We start from the raw sequence: 17,629 nt of genomic DNA, 5'->3' as shown, positions 1-17,629 counted from the left end.
CTGTTATATTTATTTTTTTCTGACAATCATTAAGCCTATTGATATTAAGCCTGTTACGAATGATAAATAGACTATTAAATCACTATATTTTGTATAGAAAGTAAGGTCTTCATTCAAATTGATTTCCTGAGACAGCGCAGTCGGCACCCACCAAGAACTTTTTTGGACAATATCCCCACGTTGGTTAATAAAACCAGAAATACCTGTATTGGCTGATCGAACTACCCATCTGCGGTTCTCAATGGCCCTAAGTTTAGCGTATTGAAGGTGTTGGTCCTTTCCTGAGGTGTCTCCCCACCATCCATCATTGGTGATGACAGCAATAAATTGGGCTCCTTTTTTAATATATTCAGCTACATAATTCCCCCAAATGGATTCATAACAGATTACAGGTGCAGCGCCGATCCCACTGGCAGAATAAAAGACAGAGGGTTCTTCTTGGCTACCATACCCACCCGTAGTACCACCAAAATGCTTGAATAGAGGGGTTAAGAATGACAAGGTTTTTCCAAAAGGAGTTTTCTCCGCCCCCGGTACCAATTTAGATTTATGGTAAAATTGCAGCTTACTAGAACCATCCACCAATACTGCAGCATTGAAGCTGTCATAAAAAACATTACCGATCGGTCTTGCGGTCAAGGTCTTCTGATCTTCATAGATCTGGTAACTTTCTATCCCTGAAAGCACATTTCCATTGTGATAAGGCTCCAAGAATTCAAGGATCTTATTGTACTGGTCATATTCCCGAAACTCCTCCTCATTGATTCCATTAGATCCTGATATTGCGGTTTCAGGCCAAATAAAAAACTCGGTATTTAGTTTTGCTACCTTTTGCGAAAGATCGGTTAAGGTGTTTAATTGCTCCTCTGGGGTAATTGACCCAAATTTACCGTAAGGATCAATATTTGGTTGGACAGTTACAATTTCAGAAGGGTTGACATGTTCTTCGTAAGTGCTGTAGACAATTAAAGATCCAATAGCAGGAACGAGAATCCAGCCAGCCAATGAACCTAATAGCAGTTTCTGGCTATAGACCTCTACCTTTTCCTTCCTTTGCCAATACCACAGGAATACAATGATATTAGCTATCCAAATCCACAAAGTTCCACCATATACACCAGTAATGCTATACCATTGAACCATTTGATGGAAATTGGCAAATCCATTCCCTAATGTCATCCAAGGAAATGCAAGTTCCCAAGTCTGGTGCAGGTATTCATATGCCATCCAAAAGGATACAAGCCCCATAAAGCTCAGCATGATGTTGTTCCTTTTGCGCATCTGGTAGTAAAGATTAAATGCCAGAGCCATTAAGAGAGGCGCCAGGGTAAATGGAATCAAAGAAACCATAAACGATGGGAATACATCTAATACAGCATTCATGGCATTAAATACCCAATAAATGGATGCGGTATTCCAGATGACACCTGTCAGAAACGCTAGACCAAATATCTTACGGCCTTTCTTTTTATAGTCCCCGCGGATCACGTTTTCAACAGCGACCAATAGGGGTACAAAAGCAATAAAAAGTAGAAAGCTAGAATATGGGATAGGGGGCCAAGCCAGCCACAGTAATATAGCACTTAGACCGGCTAGTAGGTAATTGTTTTTCATGCTATTATAATTGGCTTAAAACTTCGGCCTTCTTAGTTTCATATTCGGCTTGGGTAATAAGCTGCTTGTCATACAAGCTCTTTAATTTCTTTAATTTTAAAGTGATTTCATCATCCTCTTCAGCTTTATGCACTTCCGGACTAGGCGTAGGTGGCGCTGGGGTAGGGGAGTTGAAAGAAGTTGGCTGTTGATAGCTTTGAGGTTCTTGTTTTGCAGCCTGAGCTTGTTGGTTTTGTTGGGCAAACATAGAATTCAAGCTAGGTCTTTCCTCAAACCTTGGAAGTTCAACAGGTTTTTCAGCTTCAACAGGTTTTGTAGGTTCAGCTGGTTTAACAGGTTCAACCTTCTCTTCCGGACTAACCACAGGATTACTGTAGGCTGGTTTATTGCCATAAACAGGAGTACTTTCTTTAGCTTCATTTTTCTGGTTCTGCAGATTAGCTAAAGCATCTTTTATCAGTTGGTACAACTTCCTGGCCTGTATCTTTGGGATATAATCAATCGTTAAGTTCTCGCCGGTAAAAGGGATAACAGTAACCTTGGAGCCAAAGATCTCCTCTTTAAATGCAATATCCTTAATATCCTTCCAAGGGAAGATCTCGAAGTTGGTAGCAAGACCCAATTTTGTGAACTCACACAGAAAGATTCTCCTGTTAGAAAGGGTAATGCTATCCGGCAATAAGTTCACGGCCGGTTTTTTTTGCAGGGCTATATAATTAATGGATTCTCCAGGGGTCAACATATCCAAAATCTTTCCATGGATCTTTTCTACCACTTTTGGATCCTGTCCATCCTGAACAAATTTGTCGATTTGATAATTTTCCATTGATTTGATATTTACGTCAAAAATTCTTTTTTATTATTACTCATGTCCCGCGACACAGCACACAAATTCCCCTTTGATAGGATTGGATTCAAAATGCTGTTTAATCTCTTCCAATGTGCCTCTCACGGTCTCCTCATACATCTTACTGATTTCTCGGGATATTGAAGCTTGCCTTTCAGGTCCAAATATTTGAATGAATTCATCTATGGTTTTCAAGATCCGATGTGGAGATTCATAGAAGATCATCGTTCTTTTTTCTTCTGCCAATGATTTCAAGCGGGTCTGTCTGCCTTTTTTTACAGGAAGGAAACCTTCAAAGCAAAAGCGGTCATTTGGCAGTCCAGAATTAACCAGGGCAGGAACAAAAGCCGTTGCACCAGGCAAACATTGCACATCCAAACCTTCCTTGATCGTTTCCCGAACCAATAAAAAGCCAGGATCAGAGATGGCTGGCGTCCCGGCATCCGAGATTAGCGCGATCTGGTTCCCTTCCTTTAACAATCGGATAATTTCTTGGACAGCTTTATGCTCATTATGCTGATGATGGGCAAAGACTTTTTTGTCAATCCCAAAATGCTTTAACAAAGGTGCACTGGTCCTTGTATCCTCAGCTAAAATAATATCAACCTGTTTCAGGACATTGATGGCCCGAAAGGTCATATCTTCCAAATTACCAATTGGTGTGGGAACAATATATAACATAATCCAAAGATAGCGATTAACTAAGAATCTATTTCAGTATAATCTTCGGACTTAGGTATTTTGCTGATAATTTCCATCCATTCTTCTGGGATGTTGGTCAATTTCCTTTCTCTAATGTTCATCCAAGCACCATCCACTAACACAACGGCCGCTTTCACACCATTTTCCTTAAAGATCTCATGCCTGAAGGAAAACCTAGAATTGAGCTTGTTGAATTTAGTGATCACAACGCTTACTTTTACCCGCTCATCCAAACCTATTTCCCGCAAATAATTCAACTCTTCACGAAACAAAATAGGTCCAATCTTTCGCTTATTGAATTCCTCTAGCGACAGCCCCATCTTGTTCAGCATATTACTCCTTGCCTGGGCGCAAAAATCCGCATATGCAGAATGTCGTAAATGCACATTTGCATCAATCTGCGACCATAAAACCTGTCCTTCGTAAAATATATTTTCTTCCATCGACCTTAATCTTTAGTGTTTTTCTAAAAATATGAAAAATAAATAATCGGCTTTCCATGAAATACGAAGCTTAACAATCTGATGAGAATTCAATGTTAACTTTTTGCGAACTGCATTTCTTGCATTTAGGCTATTTTGCTGATAAAAAGAAATAAATACTCATTATAGGAAAATCGCCAAGTTGGTATGTTAACAAATTAATAACATCCAGTTAATAATCTAGTAAATCCCTATAAATATTTTTGGGCCATTAAATTATTAACTTTATGAGATTATTCCTATTATTCCTATTCAATTTCATTTGTTGTATTTCCTTTGCTCAAAGGACCACCCCTTTGGCTACAACGACCATCCTAAAAGGTAAGGTCATGGACAACAATGATCATTTTTCTTTACCAGGTGCAACTTTAAGAATTGCAGAAGGCAATAAATTCACGGTTTCCGATGCAAACGGAAATTTTGAATTCCTAAACCTTCCTGCTGGAACTTATACCGTATCGGTTGACTATTTAGGTTACCAACATTTTGAACAAAAGATCCAGACTACCGATATGGCTGTTGAAATCTTTTTGGAGCCAGCTAGCAAAACAATCGATGAGATCCAAGTCATTGGAGATATTGCAAAAGGTCAAGCAAAAGCCTTGAACCAGCAAAAAAATAACAGCAACATCACGAATATTATTTCTTCTGACCAAGTGGGCCGTTTTCCGGATCAGAATATCGGAGATGCCTTGAAAAGGGTTCCGGGTATTACGATGCAAAATGACCAAGGTGAGGCAAGAAATATTATTGTCCGCGGTCTTTCCCCAGAATTGAACTCTGTGACCTTGAATGGTGACCGTATTCCTTCAGCAGAAGGTGATAACCGTAATGTTCAGATGGACTTGATTCCTTCCGACATGATTTCATCGATCGAAGTTAACAAAACTTTGACCCCTGATATGGATGCTGATGCGATCGGTGGTAGTGTGAACCTGATCACTCGTGCCGTTCCGAATAAGCAACGTATTTCTGCTACCCTAAGTGGTGGATATTCCCCAGTTCGTGAAAAAGCAATCTACAATGGATCTTTGATCTATGGTAACCGATTCCTGGATAACAAGATGGGCTTGGTATTGAGTGGAACGATGCAGACCAATGATTTTGGTTCAAACAACATTGAAGCGGAATGGGATCAAAAAGATGGAAATGTATTCCTAAAAGAAATGCAGATCCGTAAATATGATGTGGTCCGTGTCCGTAGAAGTGTATCAGCTGCCTGGGACTACAACTTTAATTCTAGAAACAGGATTGCCTTAAATGCCATGTACAACTGGCGTGATGACCGCGAAAACCGTTTTGCAACCAAGTTCTCAAAGCTAAAGTACGATAATGCAACCAAGTCTTACACAGGACTGATTGAACGTGAAACTAAAGGCGGTATTGATAATAGCAGAAACAAAGGCCGTCGTTTAGAGCGTCAGACTGTATTGAACTTTTCATTGCAAGGGGAGCACCTTATTTCACCTTTGTTGGATATGGACTGGGCTGCTTCTTATTCAAGAGCCTCTGAATGGAGACCTAACGAAAGGTATATCTCTTATGAAAAACCATCGGGACCTCTTTCTGTCGATATTTCTGATCCTTACCTGCCATTTATTGCGAATGCAAACGCAGATTTGGACAAATTTGCACTTAATGAAATCACAGAAAATGAAAACAACACCCATGAAGATGAATTCGGTGCCAAATTAAACTTCCGTATTCCTTTGTCGGTGATTGCAGATCAAAAAGGAAGGATCCGTTTTGGTGGACGTGTAAGGTTGAAAACCAAAGAAAGAGATAACAATTTCTTTGAATACAAGCCCGTTACAGGCTTTGAGACCTTAACTTCTGGAATGCCATTGGTGACATGGGACGCGAAAACTTGGGACCAAGGTGAGCGTTATGCTCCAGGGACCTTTGTAGACAAAAACTATTTAGGAGGTTTAAACCTAAGCGATAAATCTAAATTTGAAGAAGAGGCAAACCCAAAAGAGTTCCTTTCCCAAAACTATAAAGCAAAAGAGCAGATCTTTGCAGGTTATGTGCGTTGGGATCAAAATATAACGGAAAGAACAGCCTTGATCTTGGGAGCTCGTTTGGAGCATACTCGCATTGACTATACCGGTAATAATGTCGTTGATGAAGAAGAATTAAAAGGTCAGATCCGTAATGAAAACAGTTATACCAACATTCTTCCAGGTATTACCTTAAAGCATAATTTCTCGGACAACTTTATCCTTCGTGCTGCTGTGACAACCAGTTTGGCAAGACCAAACTACTACGCCTTGGCGCCATATGTTAACTCCAACATAGATGATAAAGAATTGTTCGCAGGCAATCCAAACTTGAAAGCAACCTATTCGACCAACTACGACATCATGTTGGAACGCTATTTCCAAAATGTGGGTATTATTTCCGGAGGTGCATTTTATAAAAACCTAAAGAACTTTATCTACATGTACAATGATAGGAGTTTTACAAATGCTCGTTTCTCGGAAGTGTTCCCAAATCTAGCAAACCCTATCGCTGCAGGTGAAACATGGGACTTTGCACAGTTTAGAAACGGCGATAAGGTAGATGTTTATGGTTTTGAAGTTGCTTTCCAGAGACAGTTGGATTTCCTTCCTGGAAAATTCCTGCAAGGATTCGCCATCTATGCAAACTATACCTTTACCGAGTCAAAAGCTAAGGGTATCTCAGGTGAAGACGGTGTGTTGCGTGAAGGCCTAGGTCTGCCTAGGACTGCTCCGCACATGTTGAACGGGTCCTTGTCTTGGGAAAACAACAAATTCTCAGCTCGTGTATCTGCAAACTATACGGCAGCTTACTTGGATGAAATCGGAGATGATGCATTTACCGATGCTTATTATGACAAACAGTTTTTCCTAGATGCAAATGCTGCATATAAAGTAACTAAGTCACTTCGCATTTTTGCTGAAGCCAACAACCTAACCAATCAACCTTTGCGTTACTACCAAGGTGATGTACAGCGCATGCGCCAATTAGAATATTACAAGCCGCGCTATACCCTTGGAATTAAATATGACTTATAAAAACCAACAAATGAAGAAACAACTTACAATATTTAGTTTTTCGGCCCTCGTGCTTGTCTCCTGTGGAGATAAGTTGGCCCCTGTTGCCGAGAATGCGCTGAAACCAGCCGTAATTACTGAAGTGGTGCCTAATGATACCGATGATCCCGCTATTTGGGTCAACCCTCAGGATAGCTCCCAGGTAATTGTTATCGGGACAGATAAACATGAAAAAACCGGTGGGCTTTATGCCTATGATATGGACGGAAAGATCATTAACAAGGTCGTTCCTTTGGATCGTCCAAACAATGTCGACATCGCTTATGGCTTTAATTTGGCCGGTAAGAAAGTGGATATAGCGGTAGTTACAGAACGCGGTACGGATAAGATCAGGGTATTCAGCTTACCGGATCTAAAGCCGATAGATAATGGCGGTATTCCCGTGTTTGAAGGTGAAACAGAAAGGTCACCTATGGGTATCGCGCTATATACGCAAATGGATACTACAGGAAATAAGATCTATGCCATCGTAGGTAGAAAGATCGGACCGACAGGAAAATACCTGTATCAGTATGAACTACAGGATAAGGATGGCGTGGTCGTAGGTAATAAAGTGCGTGAATTCGGAGCCTTCCAGGGAGGAAAGGAAATCGAGGCAATAGCCGTGGATAACGAACTAGGTTATGTCTATTATTCTGATGAAGGTTTCGGAATTCATAAATACTATGCTGATCCAGCTAAGGGCAATGAGGTCCTTGCGGTTTTCGGACAAAAGGATTTCAAAGAGGACCATGAAGGTATTGCCATCTACAAGAGCAGCGACAGTACAGGTTATATTGTAGCCTCCAATCAACAGAATAATTCCTTTAACATCTACCCTCGAGAAGGGGATGCAGGAAATCCTCATCAATATACAAGGGTTGCTGAGGTTCCGGTATCAGCTGTGGAGTGTGATGGTGCCGATGCGATATCTATGCCGATCGGAGCTAAATTCCCGAAAGGAATGTTGGTTGCTATGAGTAATGGAATGGTGTTCCATTATTATGACTGGCAGCAGTTCCAAGATCAGATTGATGCAAAAAAATAACATACAACAATTGGATTGATAATAGATAGGCCGCGAAATTTTCGCGGCCTTTTCTCAACACTAACTATTGACCTATACTTAAAACTACCTATAACTTTCTTTATTATTTACGGACACATCTTACATTGGCGCCTCTTCCGTCCCTGATCTGTTCTAAATCTAGTACCATTGTCGTAAACACGGCACTCTGCCTGTAATACATGGTCATGTACGTTAAGGTGTCCGAAGTCCTATAATATCCTATATCCCCATATTTTGGAAAGAAAGGTACTATATTTCCAGCCTCATAATTGAAGTCTTTCAATGTTCTGTTCATTGCCCTGTATCCAGCCGCAACAAAGGGTAGGTGCTTGTCTGGATATCTCGGTGGACCCAATGATGAAACATTTGTCCAGGCCATATACCAGCCTTTGTCTCCAGGTTGGTTGTAGCGGACCCTGTTGGTCGTGTAATTTATTATGGTATGGTACTCAGAGGTTTTAGGAAGGCGCCAAGTTCCTTTCGGGTACACTTGGTCACATGGATCCCAGATCGTCGGACCAGTTTGTGGAAGTGGTCTTGGGGGTCTGGTATCAAAGTAATCCCTTTCTATGAAATTCATCATACCTCCAGATTTGTTGTTTACAAAACCGTTGTCATACCAAAACCTGTATTGATTCTTCAAGGAGTTTGCAACAAAGGTGAGGTTTCCACGTGCCCAACTTGCGCCACCATAATTTATTCCCGATTCGATCAGCCGTATTTTTAGCACATAGCGTTTGCCCATTTCAGGTGTAAAAGAAGGTACGCTAAATGGGACATTGTCAAACGTTCGATCAACAAAATAATCTACATTGGGCGCTTCTGAATTTACAGATTGACTTGTGATTATGGTATTCTTTATATTACCCGCTAAACTCATGTTTCCACCACTGGGAACAGTTAGGAAATCCATGTATTTCACCCAGCCTAAAGGAATGCTGTCGGCTATGGCGTCGGTCCACTGGCTTGCATTAAAAGCTACAGGCGTGGTGCTCGTGAAATTTCCGTTAATAATTGAAAATACGCCATTATTAAGACCAGTATTTCCCCCACTTTGAGGGAATTCAATACTGGTACTCTTAATTTTGGAAAAGGTACCCCTAGCGTCCAGCTCAATTCTGAGTAAGCTCATTTTCCGCTGGAAGGTTATCTGAATTCTATTTTCGGCTTCAGGGTCATCAGAAGTTCGGATCAGCCCTGTCGCGTATAAAAATTCCGACCCCTGGCCCAATGCTGTAGAATTAATGGTCAGATTTGGATTTGCAGGGTCAAATGTCGCTAGATCATTGCCATTATTGTAGGAATAGGCAAACCAACGGTAGTTTTTGTTCCTATAGGCGTCGATCACGATTTCAGAAGTTGCCGAAGCCTGTGCCTGGCCAAAATACGTAGTTGCCTCACCGGCATCATTGGCATCATACAGCACGATCAGGTATTTTGTGCTGCTGGGTAGCGGGTTTGCTATGGCTATCGAACGGGATTTCGGTTCAAAGGCTTTCGATTCGGCTAGCATATAGTCATAATCTACACCATTTGCAGAAGTCAGCTCTTTTTTATAGATCAAGGGTTCAGCACTTCTCTGTTTTGAACTGTGCTTTGCAAGGATTTCCTTTGTGTCTATGGTTTCTCCAATGCCTTGTACACTGAATGTTAATCCTTCCTTGCCCCCAATTGTAGGCTCAGGTCTCTTGCATTGGCAAAAGAGGATTAGAAAAGAAAATGAGATGAAGACAATTGGGTCAATTCTGTGCTTCATTGTTTTTTTAATTTGGGTCTATTTGCTTTTAGAAGTCTACATTAAAGGTTTTGCCGTCGGAATCTTCCCATTCATCAACTTTTGGCGTATTTTCGTTTTCCCCTCCAATCCTTATCCTGGTTGATGTAATAGCAACATCAAAATCTAATTTAACAACATAGATTTCAATTGTTGGAAGGCTATATTCTTGTTTGAGATGTTCATTGTTTTTAAAAAAAGTTTTACTTCTTGTTTTTTTATTAGGCATAAAATCATGCTTTTTAGTTTATGAATATTTCAATCCGATCAATCTTAAACTGGTTGGTCTATAATTATTTAATATTATCAATGGTTTATAATCGTTTGTTTCAAAATTATATAATTCAAAACAATATTTCGTAAAAAATTTATTAAAAGTATAAAAATGTTACTAAAGGCATGTTTTTTGAAATTTTCTTTCGTCATATGTTTTATTAAGTCTGTAGTCGAAAAATATTCAAAACAAAAAAGGCGCAATGAAAATCATTACGCCTGCAAGAAAAATTATTATATGTAGTTATATTTTTGCCTAATTATTTATTTTCTGACCCATCGCACATTTGTCCCTCTTCGGTCCAAAAATTGAGTAACAGCTAGGTTAATATTGCTGTTTTTTTTGCTAATCAAATGGGGGTTATCTCCTCACGCAGCGAACATTTGCTCCAATGCCTTCATGTGTAGTAAACACCCTCATGCCAAAGTCTATGCCTGCAAATCCGCCATAGTCAAAATTGAAAAACTGGGTCGTGTCCGAGGTCTTAAAGAATCCTTCATCAGCTGAAAGCGTTCCAAAACCCCGATAATTAAATCTCCTTAATTCTCTTGTCTTTCTGTCCCTGAAGCCAGCGGCAACTAAATTAAAATTATTGTTTTTGTACCTTGGAGTGCCCACCCCTGGTCGGTTTCTCCAAGACGCATACCATCCGCCATTATTTTCTTGGTCAACCCGATTTCTATTAATCGACTCTGCCAATTCGCCTAGTCTAGTGAATTCTGCTGCTGTTGGAAGCCGCCAAGTGTTTTCTGGATATACTAAAGCACATGGGTCCCAATTTCTGGGTTCGGCTTGTGGTTCCCCTATGGGTGGTCTGGTGTCAAAATAATCGCGTTCTATAAAGTTTATCATTCCGCCATTGACATTTTTTATAAAGTTGTTGTCGTACCAAAATCTATATTTGTTTTTCGGTGAATTGGCTACATAGGTCAAATTTCCCCTAGCCCAATTGCTTCCGCCAACTAAAAGCGTACTTTCCTTTAATCTTAATTTTATGGTATATCGCTTGCCTGCAACGGGTGTGAAAGCTGGGAAATTTAATGGAATGCCCGCTGTAGGTATTCCGTAATCTCTGTCTGCAAAGGTGAGTGCGGTAGGGTTATTTGGTGTGATGGTTTGACTCGTCAGGGTCAAACTTTTTAGGAGAGCCTGAAAATTCATAGGTTCACCGTTCGGAACAGTTAGCAACTGTTGGTATTTGACCCATCCGGTTGGGATGGTATCGGCTATATGATCAAGCCATGTTGATCTACTAAATGGCCCCTCTGCATTTATTTCTGTAAATACCCCATTTCTCAGTGAAAATTTTCCGTTTTTAAAGCCATTCGAAGATGCGGGGAAATCCACCGTCAGATTTTTGATGGAAGAGAATGCGCCTCTAGCATCGATTTCAAAACGTATCGCACTGACCATTCTTTTAAAAGTAATGGGGGCTACATTTGGAGCGTTCGGATCGTTGCTCGTTGTGATTACGCCTGTGGCGTAAAGAAAGTCGCTTCCGTCTTCAGCTGCTGCGGAGTTGACATTTAATATAGGAGATTCAACTGTTGGTTGGCGGAGGTAAGTAGAGGAGTTATAGGAATAGGCAAACCATCTGTATTGCCTATTGCGATATGCGGGAAATGGGATTGTTGGTCCATTGCCAGTGCTGGCGGAGAGAAGGTGAAATGACACAGCGTTGCCATTGCCATCGGCTTCAAAGAGCATGATGATGTACCAGTTAAATTCACCAAATGGTTTGCTGCTTACAGCTTTTGTCAATGCTATATTCTTTTCAGAGCTTTCTTCGATCATTAGATCGATGTCCATGCCTTCTATGTTGTGTAGCTCTCGATGGATTGGAAATTTATTGAGGTTTTCGGTATTCCTTTCTCTATTGGAGCCCATTAATTCTGTGCTACTATCTTCTTCGATCCCCGCTACGCGAAAGACAATCCCTTTTTCGGATGGTAAATCTGTATCACGTGGCTTGCAACAATTTAACATGACAATGCAAAATAAACTGCTTAGAATAAATAGGGGGGCTGTAATTTTCATCATTTTAGGGTTTAGTTGGTTTTTCTAAAAGTCAAAATCTTTAATAGTTTCTCCTTCGTCCTCCCAGTCTTCAACTTCTGGGACATTGCCTGGGCCTCCCATTCTTACATGGGTAGAAGTGGCCATAAGACTGAAGTCTAATTGTAGGGGCTGAATGGAAATTTTCGGGCGTAAGTAAGGTTTTTTGTCTTTTTTCCTTACTGAGGCATTCAAATCTTCGGCGCCCAAGCAGTGTGGTTCCTGTGGGGTCTTCATGATTTTTTGGTTCTTAATAACAGGTTGGCTGTTTATCTATAATCGTTATTTTTTAATTAATTGGTTCTTAATTAATTAATATTAGCAAAAATAAATAAAAATATTAATACAAAGGTAAAAATTAGTGTTTTAGGTATAAACTTTAAGTTAAGTAATTAGCCGATGCAGGAGGATTTGGAAAATGTGTGTCGGCAAGCAAAAAAAAACAGCGCTATTTGACTTGGCGCTGTTTCTCGAAATGATAGGTTTTTTTTATACGCCTGAAGCGATTTTCATCAGCAATGCCGTTAACCATCCTGCATAGGTTCCGATTGCATAACTGAATACTGATAAGATTACTCCAACAGAAATTAAAGAGGGATGAAAGGCAGCAGACATCACGGATGCGGAGGCAACACCACCTACATTCGCCATACTTCCCACAGAAAAGTAAAAGAATGGCACCTTAAAGATCTTTCCAACAATGATCAACAATATAGCATGGAAACTGATCCAGATAAAGCCGACTACAAATAAACCAGGGTTGCCCAAAATGGCCATGATGTTCATCTGCATTCCGATCGTGGTAATCAGTACGTATAACAGAACGGTTCCGATCTTGGATGCTCCGGCAAATTCCAGTTTTTTTGCTGGAGTGAAAGATAGGGATATCCCAATGGCAGTAGCAAAGAAGATCAACCAGAAGAAAGTATTGGTCAGGGAGAACTTCTCCGTCTCCGGATAATGGGTTGCCATAAAGTTAGCAACAGGTTCTGCCAATAAGGTTGCCAGTCCCGTTCCTCCGAAGGCTAGCGCAATCATGATCATAAAATCTTTCGTCTCCGGAATGCGGCTGTTAACTTTTACGCGTTCATCCATTTTTGCCTTTAGGTGCTCCACGTCCTGGGAATCGGCCTTGAAGAATTTGTCCACGGCCTTGTATTTGCTTGCACCATATAATAGAATGGCCATCCAGATATAGGCTACAAAAACATCCACGGCGATGATGGAAGAGAAGAGGTTAGGAGAAGGTTGAAGGATCTCCTTTAAGGCCACTTGGTTTGCAGATCCACCAATCCATGAACCTGCCAATGCACCTAATCCACGCCAGACCTCATCGGGCCCTGTGCCCCCAACGACTTCTGGTGCGACCAAGGAAGTCAGGTAAACAGCCAATGGGCCGCCCAATAGGATACCTATTGTACCTGTTATGAACATCAATCCTGCTCTCTTGCGCAATGCCCACATCTCCTTGAGGTCTAGATTGATCACAAATAAGATCAAACAGGCCGGAAGAAAATAACGGCTCCCGATCGTCGTCAATGGCGAATTTTCACCATCGATGATATTAAACGAATTCAATAGCCCCGGTAAGAAATAACAGAGCAACAATGGCGGGATGACATTATAAAATCCCTTGATGTATCTGTTGGATAGACTGGAGGTGTAAAAAACCAAACCTAAGATCGTCATCAATAATCCAAAGACCACCGTAGTGTTCTCTATCAATGGTCCGGCTTCTGTATCGGTTATTTGCATAAAATTGTAATAATTGTTATTTTGCTGTGAAAATAGATAATTTTTCAATTATTTATTGAAATAATCAACATATCAAAAACATTAGATCAATCTGAATCATTCAAAAAAAGACCGAATGGACCGAAGAAATTTTATTAAAAACGGTGGTATTATCCTTGGTGCCACTTCATTAGACTTTTCAAATACCAACCTTGATTTCAAGAAAAAAATAAAAGTAGGATTAGTCGGCTGTGGAGGTCGTGGAACAGGTGCCGCCTTTCAGGCCTTAACTGCTGATCCAGATGTCGAAATTGTGGCATTGGCCGATATTTTTCCGGAACAATTGGAAACTGCGCTCGCTTCCCTACAAGAAGCGCACAAAGATCGCGTCAATGTTCCTGAAAAAAGGAAGTATGTAGGTTTTGATGCCTATAAAAACTTAATTGCGTCCGACGTTGACGTCGTGTTGTTGGCTACCCCTCCGAGCTTTAGGCCGGATCACTTGACCGAAGCGGTTAAACATGGGAAACATATCTTCTGTGAAAAGCCAATGGCGGTAGATGTGCCCGGTGTACATAAAGTACGTGAAGCGGTAAAAGTAGCCAAAGAGAAAAAGTTGAACCTTGTTTCTGGCTATTGCTTTAGGTATTCAACTCCTAACCGTGAACTGGCAAAATTAGTCCACGATGGCAGTATCGGTGATATCTATGCCATCAGTACTTTCAGGTTAGGCGGTGAATTGACCGAAAAACCTAGGCAGCCAGATTGGACCGACCTAAAATATCAATTATACAATTGGTTTTACTACCAACGCTATTCGGGTGATATCATCGTTGAACAGACCGTGCACAGCATAGATTTCATGAACTGGATCCTAAACCGCGGATTGCCTAAAACTGTTTCAGGAACAGGAGGTAGACAGAGCCGTCCTTGGGACAAGTATGGCAATGTCTTCGACCATTTTGCCATTGAGTTTGATTATGGAGATGGCTTGAAAGGGTTCCATTTCGGCAGACAGCAAAATGGTACCCAACCACGAAACTCCGTAGAAGCAATCGGGACCAAAGGCAATTTTAATGTAAGCCTTTTGAGTTCCTATGCAATCAATGGTTCAAATCCGTGGAAATTTAACGGTAAGATGAACAATATGTACCAGACGCAACATGATGAGCTTTTTGCGGCCATCAAGAATAAGCAAGTGATCAATGATGGTGATTTTATGGCGGATTCTACCTTAATGGCTATCTGGGCGCGCGAAGCTGCTTATACTGGTAGCATTATTTCGTTGGATGAAATCTTGAATTCAACCAAAACCTATGGTCCGAGTTCAGATGGATATAATTGGGAAATGGAAATAGATACTGCAAGAATCCCTAGACCGGGATTGGCAACATAATTATTGGTGAAAGGGAAATGTTGGAAAAGATAAAGATTTTAGTGGTTGGCTGTGGTAATATGGGAGCATCCCATTCGCAGGCCTATCATGAGATGGAAGAATTTGAAATTGTAGGACTGGTCTCGCGTGGAGACAGTAAAAAGAAATTGAATGAGAAATTAGCTGCGCAATATCCCTTGTATGACAGCTATGAGCAGGCCCTGGAAGAGTCGAAACCGGATGCGGTCTGCATCTCTACCTATCCGGATACCCATGAAGACTATGCCATCAAGGCATTTCAGGCAGGAGCACATGTCTTCATTGAAAAACCCCTTGCGGATACGGTTTTAGGGGCCCAGAAAGTAATCGATGCGGCCAATGCTGCCGATAAAAAACTGGTGGTGGGTTATATTTTAAGGCACCATCCTTCCTGGATTAAATTTATTGAGGTTGCCAAGACCATGGGGTATCCTTTGGTCATGCGCATGAACCTGAACCAGCAAAGCCAAGGCTATATGTGGGATGTGCACCGTAATTTGATGAAAAGCCTGAGCCCAATTGTTGACTGTGGCGTGCATTATATCGATGTGATGTGCCAAATGACCAATGCCAATCCGGTCACTGTATCAGCCATCGGTGCAAGGTTAACGGATGATATACCGGAAGATAATTACAATTATGGCCAGCTGCAGATCCGTTTTGATGATGGCAGTGTAGGCTGGTATGAGTCAGGTTGGGGCCCTATGATCAGTGATACCGCATTCTTTGTAAAAGACGTGATCGGGCCGAAGGGCTGCGTATCCATCGTGGCCAAAGAAGCTGGAAAAGCTGGAAATTCAGACTCTGTCGAGTCACATACCAAAACAGAATCCTTAAAGGTCCATTATGCTGATATCAATGCGCAGAATGAATTTTTGAAAAAAGATGAATGGCTAGACCTAACCGATGAGCCTGACCATCAAGAACTTTGCAACAGGGAACAACGCTTCTTCCTGAAAGCCATCAAGGAAAACTTAAATTTGGAAAAATCAATGCAGGATGCCATCAATAGCCTTCAAATTGCTATTGCATGTGATGAATCTGTAAAGACTGGTGAAATCGTAAAACTCTAAAATGCGCAAATACTCTCTTTTGTTCGGGTTGCTGTTTCTCAACCTGATGCTGTTAGCTCAATCCAAGAAACCTAATATTGTATTGATTCTCGCTGATGACCTCGGCTATGGAGACTTAAGTATCTATGGACAAGAAAAATTCAGCACCCCAAATATCGATGCCTTAGCTAAAAAAGGCATGCTCTTCACGGACTTCTACGCCGGGGCTCCTGTCTGTGCCCCTTCACGTTCTGCCTTGATGACCGGGCAGCATACGGGTCATACGCATATCCGTGGGAATAAAGAAATAGTTCCTGAAGGTCAGGAACCTTTAGCTCAGCAAGTTGAAACCTTTGCCATGGCCCTGAAAGATGCTGGGTATAGAACCGGTGCATTCGGAAAATGGGGCTTGGGAATGGTTGGAACGACAGGTGATCCCCTGGAAAAAGGTTTTGATGAATTCTATGGTTATAACTGCCAAAGACAATCCCACCGTTATTATCCAACTCATCTGTGGGATAATGAGGAACGTATTGACCTGAAGGGCAATGAGAACTTAATGAAAACCACGACCTACGCTCCAGACCTGATCCATCAGAAATCATTGACTTTTATCCATAATTACAAGGATGGACCTATATTCCTGTTTATCCCAACAGTATTGCCTCATGCTGAATTGATCGTTCCGGAAGATGAAATCTTTCAGGAATTTGACGGTAAGTTTGAGGAAAAACCATTTAAAGGTAGCCCTTATGGACCTAATGCGAGTTCGGGTTATACTAGTCAAGCTAAGCCTAGAGCGACCTTTGCAGCTATGGTTACCCGTATGGACAGGCAGGTAGCAGATGTAGTTTCTGCCTTGGAAGAAGAAGGAATGCTTGAAAATACCATTATCATCATTACGAGCGACAATGGCTCGCATAGAGAAGGTGGAGCAGATCCTGATTTCTTTAAGAGCTCGGGTCCGTTCCGTGGAAATAAACGTGATGTCTATGAAGGAGGGGTGAGAACGCCTTTTATTGTGCATTGGCCGGCGAAGGTAAAAGCGAATAGCAAATCTAACCATATAGGCGCTTTCTGGGATGTAGCACCAACATTATTGGAAATTGCCCAAGCTAAACCGATGAAACAAACCGATGGTATCAGTTTCTTGCCAACCCTGTTGGGTAAAAAAGGGCAAAAGGAACATGAATATCTATATTGGGAGTTCCATGAACAAGGCGGGAAGCAAGGCCTAAGGTTAGGTGACTATAAGGCTATCCGCTTGAATGCTAAAGGTAATCCGGATGCTGAAATAGCAATTTACCATTTACCGACCGATGTTGCCGAGCAAAACAATATCGCTGCCAAGCATCCTGAACTGGTGAAAAAAGCCAAGAAGATCATGGCTGAAGCTAGAACGGAAAGTGATATTTTCCCCTTTCAATAAAAAAGATTGGATATAAAAAGCGAAGGGCTGCAAACTGTCCACGTGGATGGCGTCGATGGCAGCCTTGCCGTAGGCGGCGGCGGCGAGGAGCACCGCAGAGCGCGCGTGACGGGCGACATCCCGGTAC

The 17,629-nt window shown here is 41.4% G+C and carries 14 protein-coding genes; 5 read left to right on the top strand and 9 right to left on the bottom strand.

The window, feature by feature from the left end; translation table 11 throughout:
- Nucleotides 1–9: 9 nt before the first annotated feature.
- From lnt to ACWIB3_RS07655, 4 genes are read right to left on the bottom strand one after another with little or no spacing between them, the layout of a single operon-like run.
- Nucleotides 10–1,614 carry an apolipoprotein N-acyltransferase gene (gene lnt / locus ACWIB3_RS07670; protein ID WP_454291306.1) on the bottom strand — a complete coding sequence of 535 codons (1,605 nt, stop codon included), beginning with the start codon at nucleotides 1,612–1,614 and terminating at the stop codon, nucleotides 10–12.
- Nucleotides 1,615–1,618: 4 nt separating this feature from the next.
- A complete protein-coding gene (locus ACWIB3_RS07665; protein WP_454291305.1) occupies nucleotides 1,619–2,440 on the bottom strand; it encodes a PH domain-containing protein in 822 nt (273 codons plus the stop codon).
- A gap of 36 nt (nucleotides 2,441–2,476) precedes the next feature.
- Nucleotides 2,477–3,142 (bottom strand): 16S rRNA (cytidine(1402)-2'-O)-methyltransferase, encoded by a 666-nt coding sequence (rsmI, locus tag ACWIB3_RS07660; RefSeq protein ID WP_185210491.1) that lies wholly within the window; start codon nucleotides 3,140–3,142, stop codon nucleotides 2,477–2,479.
- A gap of 20 nt (nucleotides 3,143–3,162) precedes the next feature.
- A complete protein-coding gene (locus ACWIB3_RS07655) occupies nucleotides 3,163–3,606 on the bottom strand; it encodes an acyl-CoA thioesterase (protein ID WP_185210490.1) in 444 nt (147 codons plus the stop codon).
- 266 nt (nucleotides 3,607–3,872) lie between these two features.
- Between ACWIB3_RS07655 and ACWIB3_RS07650 the strand changes: the two genes are divergently transcribed.
- On the top strand, nucleotides 3,873–6,683 hold the full coding sequence (locus ACWIB3_RS07650) for a TonB-dependent receptor (protein WP_454291304.1): 2,811 nt from the start codon (nucleotides 3,873–3,875) through the stop codon (nucleotides 6,681–6,683).
- Nucleotides 6,684–6,693: 10 nt separating this feature from the next.
- On the top strand, nucleotides 6,694–7,749 hold the full coding sequence (locus tag ACWIB3_RS07645; RefSeq protein WP_454291303.1) for a phytase: 1,056 nt from the start codon (nucleotides 6,694–6,696) through the stop codon (nucleotides 7,747–7,749).
- 103 nt (nucleotides 7,750–7,852) lie between these two features.
- On the opposite strand, the gene ACWIB3_RS07640 is transcribed toward ACWIB3_RS07645, so the two are convergent.
- The 5 genes from ACWIB3_RS07640 to ACWIB3_RS07620 form a co-directional block, all read right to left on the bottom strand.
- A complete protein-coding gene (locus ACWIB3_RS07640; RefSeq protein ID WP_454291302.1) occupies nucleotides 7,853–9,526 on the bottom strand; it encodes a fimbrillin family protein in 1,674 nt (557 codons plus the stop codon).
- Between the two features lie 28 nt (nucleotides 9,527–9,554).
- Complete coding sequence (locus ACWIB3_RS07635) at nucleotides 9,555–9,773, bottom strand: hypothetical protein (RefSeq protein WP_454291301.1); 219 nt, start codon at nucleotides 9,771–9,773, stop codon at nucleotides 9,555–9,557.
- Nucleotides 9,774–10,178: 405 nt separating this feature from the next.
- A complete protein-coding gene (locus tag ACWIB3_RS07630) occupies nucleotides 10,179–11,804 on the bottom strand; it encodes a fimbrillin family protein (protein WP_454291300.1) in 1,626 nt (541 codons plus the stop codon).
- Between the two features lie 75 nt (nucleotides 11,805–11,879).
- A complete protein-coding gene (locus tag ACWIB3_RS07625) occupies nucleotides 11,880–12,110 on the bottom strand; it encodes a hypothetical protein (protein WP_185218211.1) in 231 nt (76 codons plus the stop codon).
- Between the two features lie 252 nt (nucleotides 12,111–12,362).
- Nucleotides 12,363–13,628 carry a DUF819 family protein gene (locus tag ACWIB3_RS07620; protein WP_185210483.1) on the bottom strand — a complete coding sequence of 422 codons (1,266 nt, stop codon included), beginning with the start codon at nucleotides 13,626–13,628 and terminating at the stop codon, nucleotides 12,363–12,365.
- 115 nt (nucleotides 13,629–13,743) lie between these two features.
- Between ACWIB3_RS07620 and ACWIB3_RS07615 the strand changes: the two genes are divergently transcribed.
- Genes ACWIB3_RS07615 through ACWIB3_RS07605 form a run of 3 tightly spaced genes read left to right on the top strand, consistent with a single transcriptional unit; the run spans nucleotide 13,744 to nucleotide 17,502 of the window.
- Nucleotides 13,744–15,003 carry a Gfo/Idh/MocA family protein gene (locus tag ACWIB3_RS07615; protein ID WP_313259949.1) on the top strand — a complete coding sequence of 420 codons (1,260 nt, stop codon included), beginning with the start codon at nucleotides 13,744–13,746 and terminating at the stop codon, nucleotides 15,001–15,003.
- A gap of 17 nt (nucleotides 15,004–15,020) precedes the next feature.
- Nucleotides 15,021–16,094 (top strand): Gfo/Idh/MocA family protein, encoded by a 1,074-nt coding sequence (locus ACWIB3_RS07610; RefSeq protein ID WP_454291299.1) that lies wholly within the window; start codon nucleotides 15,021–15,023, stop codon nucleotides 16,092–16,094.
- Nucleotide 16,095: 1 nt separating this feature from the next.
- Nucleotides 16,096–17,502, top strand: a complete 1,407-nt coding sequence (locus tag ACWIB3_RS07605) for an arylsulfatase (RefSeq protein ID WP_454291298.1) — start codon at nucleotides 16,096–16,098, stop codon at nucleotides 17,500–17,502.
- Nucleotides 17,503–17,629: the final 127 nt, after the last annotated feature.

Source organism: Sphingobacterium sp. NPDC055431, assembly GCF_053644255.1.
Note: the sequence above shows the minus strand (reverse complement) of the source record. Positions and strands in the feature narration are given on the sequence as shown.

Coding starts and splice junctions, on each gene's coding strand:
- ACWIB3_RS07640 (WP_454291302.1), bottom strand. CDS start 9,526: ATGAAGCACAGAATTGACCCAATTGTCTTCATCTCATTTTCTTTTCTA.
- ACWIB3_RS07650 (WP_454291304.1), top strand. CDS start 3,873: ATGAGATTATTCCTATTATTCCTATTCAATTTCATTTGTTGTATTTCC.
- rsmI (WP_185210491.1), bottom strand. CDS start 3,142: ATGTTATATATTGTTCCCACACCAATTGGTAATTTGGAAGATATGACC.
- ACWIB3_RS07645 (WP_454291303.1), top strand. CDS start 6,694: ATGAAGAAACAACTTACAATATTTAGTTTTTCGGCCCTCGTGCTTGTC.
- ACWIB3_RS07605 (WP_454291298.1), top strand. CDS start 16,096: ATGCGCAAATACTCTCTTTTGTTCGGGTTGCTGTTTCTCAACCTGATG.
- lnt (WP_454291306.1), bottom strand. CDS start 1,614: ATGAAAAACAATTACCTACTAGCCGGTCTAAGTGCTATATTACTGTGG.
- ACWIB3_RS07620 (WP_185210483.1), bottom strand. CDS start 13,628: ATGCAAATAACCGATACAGAAGCCGGACCATTGATAGAGAACACTACG.
- ACWIB3_RS07615 (WP_313259949.1), top strand. CDS start 13,744: ATGGACCGAAGAAATTTTATTAAAAACGGTGGTATTATCCTTGGTGCC.
- ACWIB3_RS07625 (WP_185218211.1), bottom strand. CDS start 12,110: ATGAAGACCCCACAGGAACCACACTGCTTGGGCGCCGAAGATTTGAAT.
- ACWIB3_RS07665 (WP_454291305.1), bottom strand. CDS start 2,440: ATGGAAAATTATCAAATCGACAAATTTGTTCAGGATGGACAGGATCCA.
- ACWIB3_RS07630 (WP_454291300.1), bottom strand. CDS start 11,804: ATGTTAAATTGTTGCAAGCCACGTGATACAGATTTACCATCCGAAAAA.
- ACWIB3_RS07610 (WP_454291299.1), top strand. CDS start 15,021: ATGTTGGAAAAGATAAAGATTTTAGTGGTTGGCTGTGGTAATATGGGA.
- ACWIB3_RS07635 (WP_454291301.1), bottom strand. CDS start 9,773: ATGCCTAATAAAAAAACAAGAAGTAAAACTTTTTTTAAAAACAATGAA.
- ACWIB3_RS07655 (WP_185210490.1), bottom strand. CDS start 3,606: ATGGAAGAAAATATATTTTACGAAGGACAGGTTTTATGGTCGCAGATT.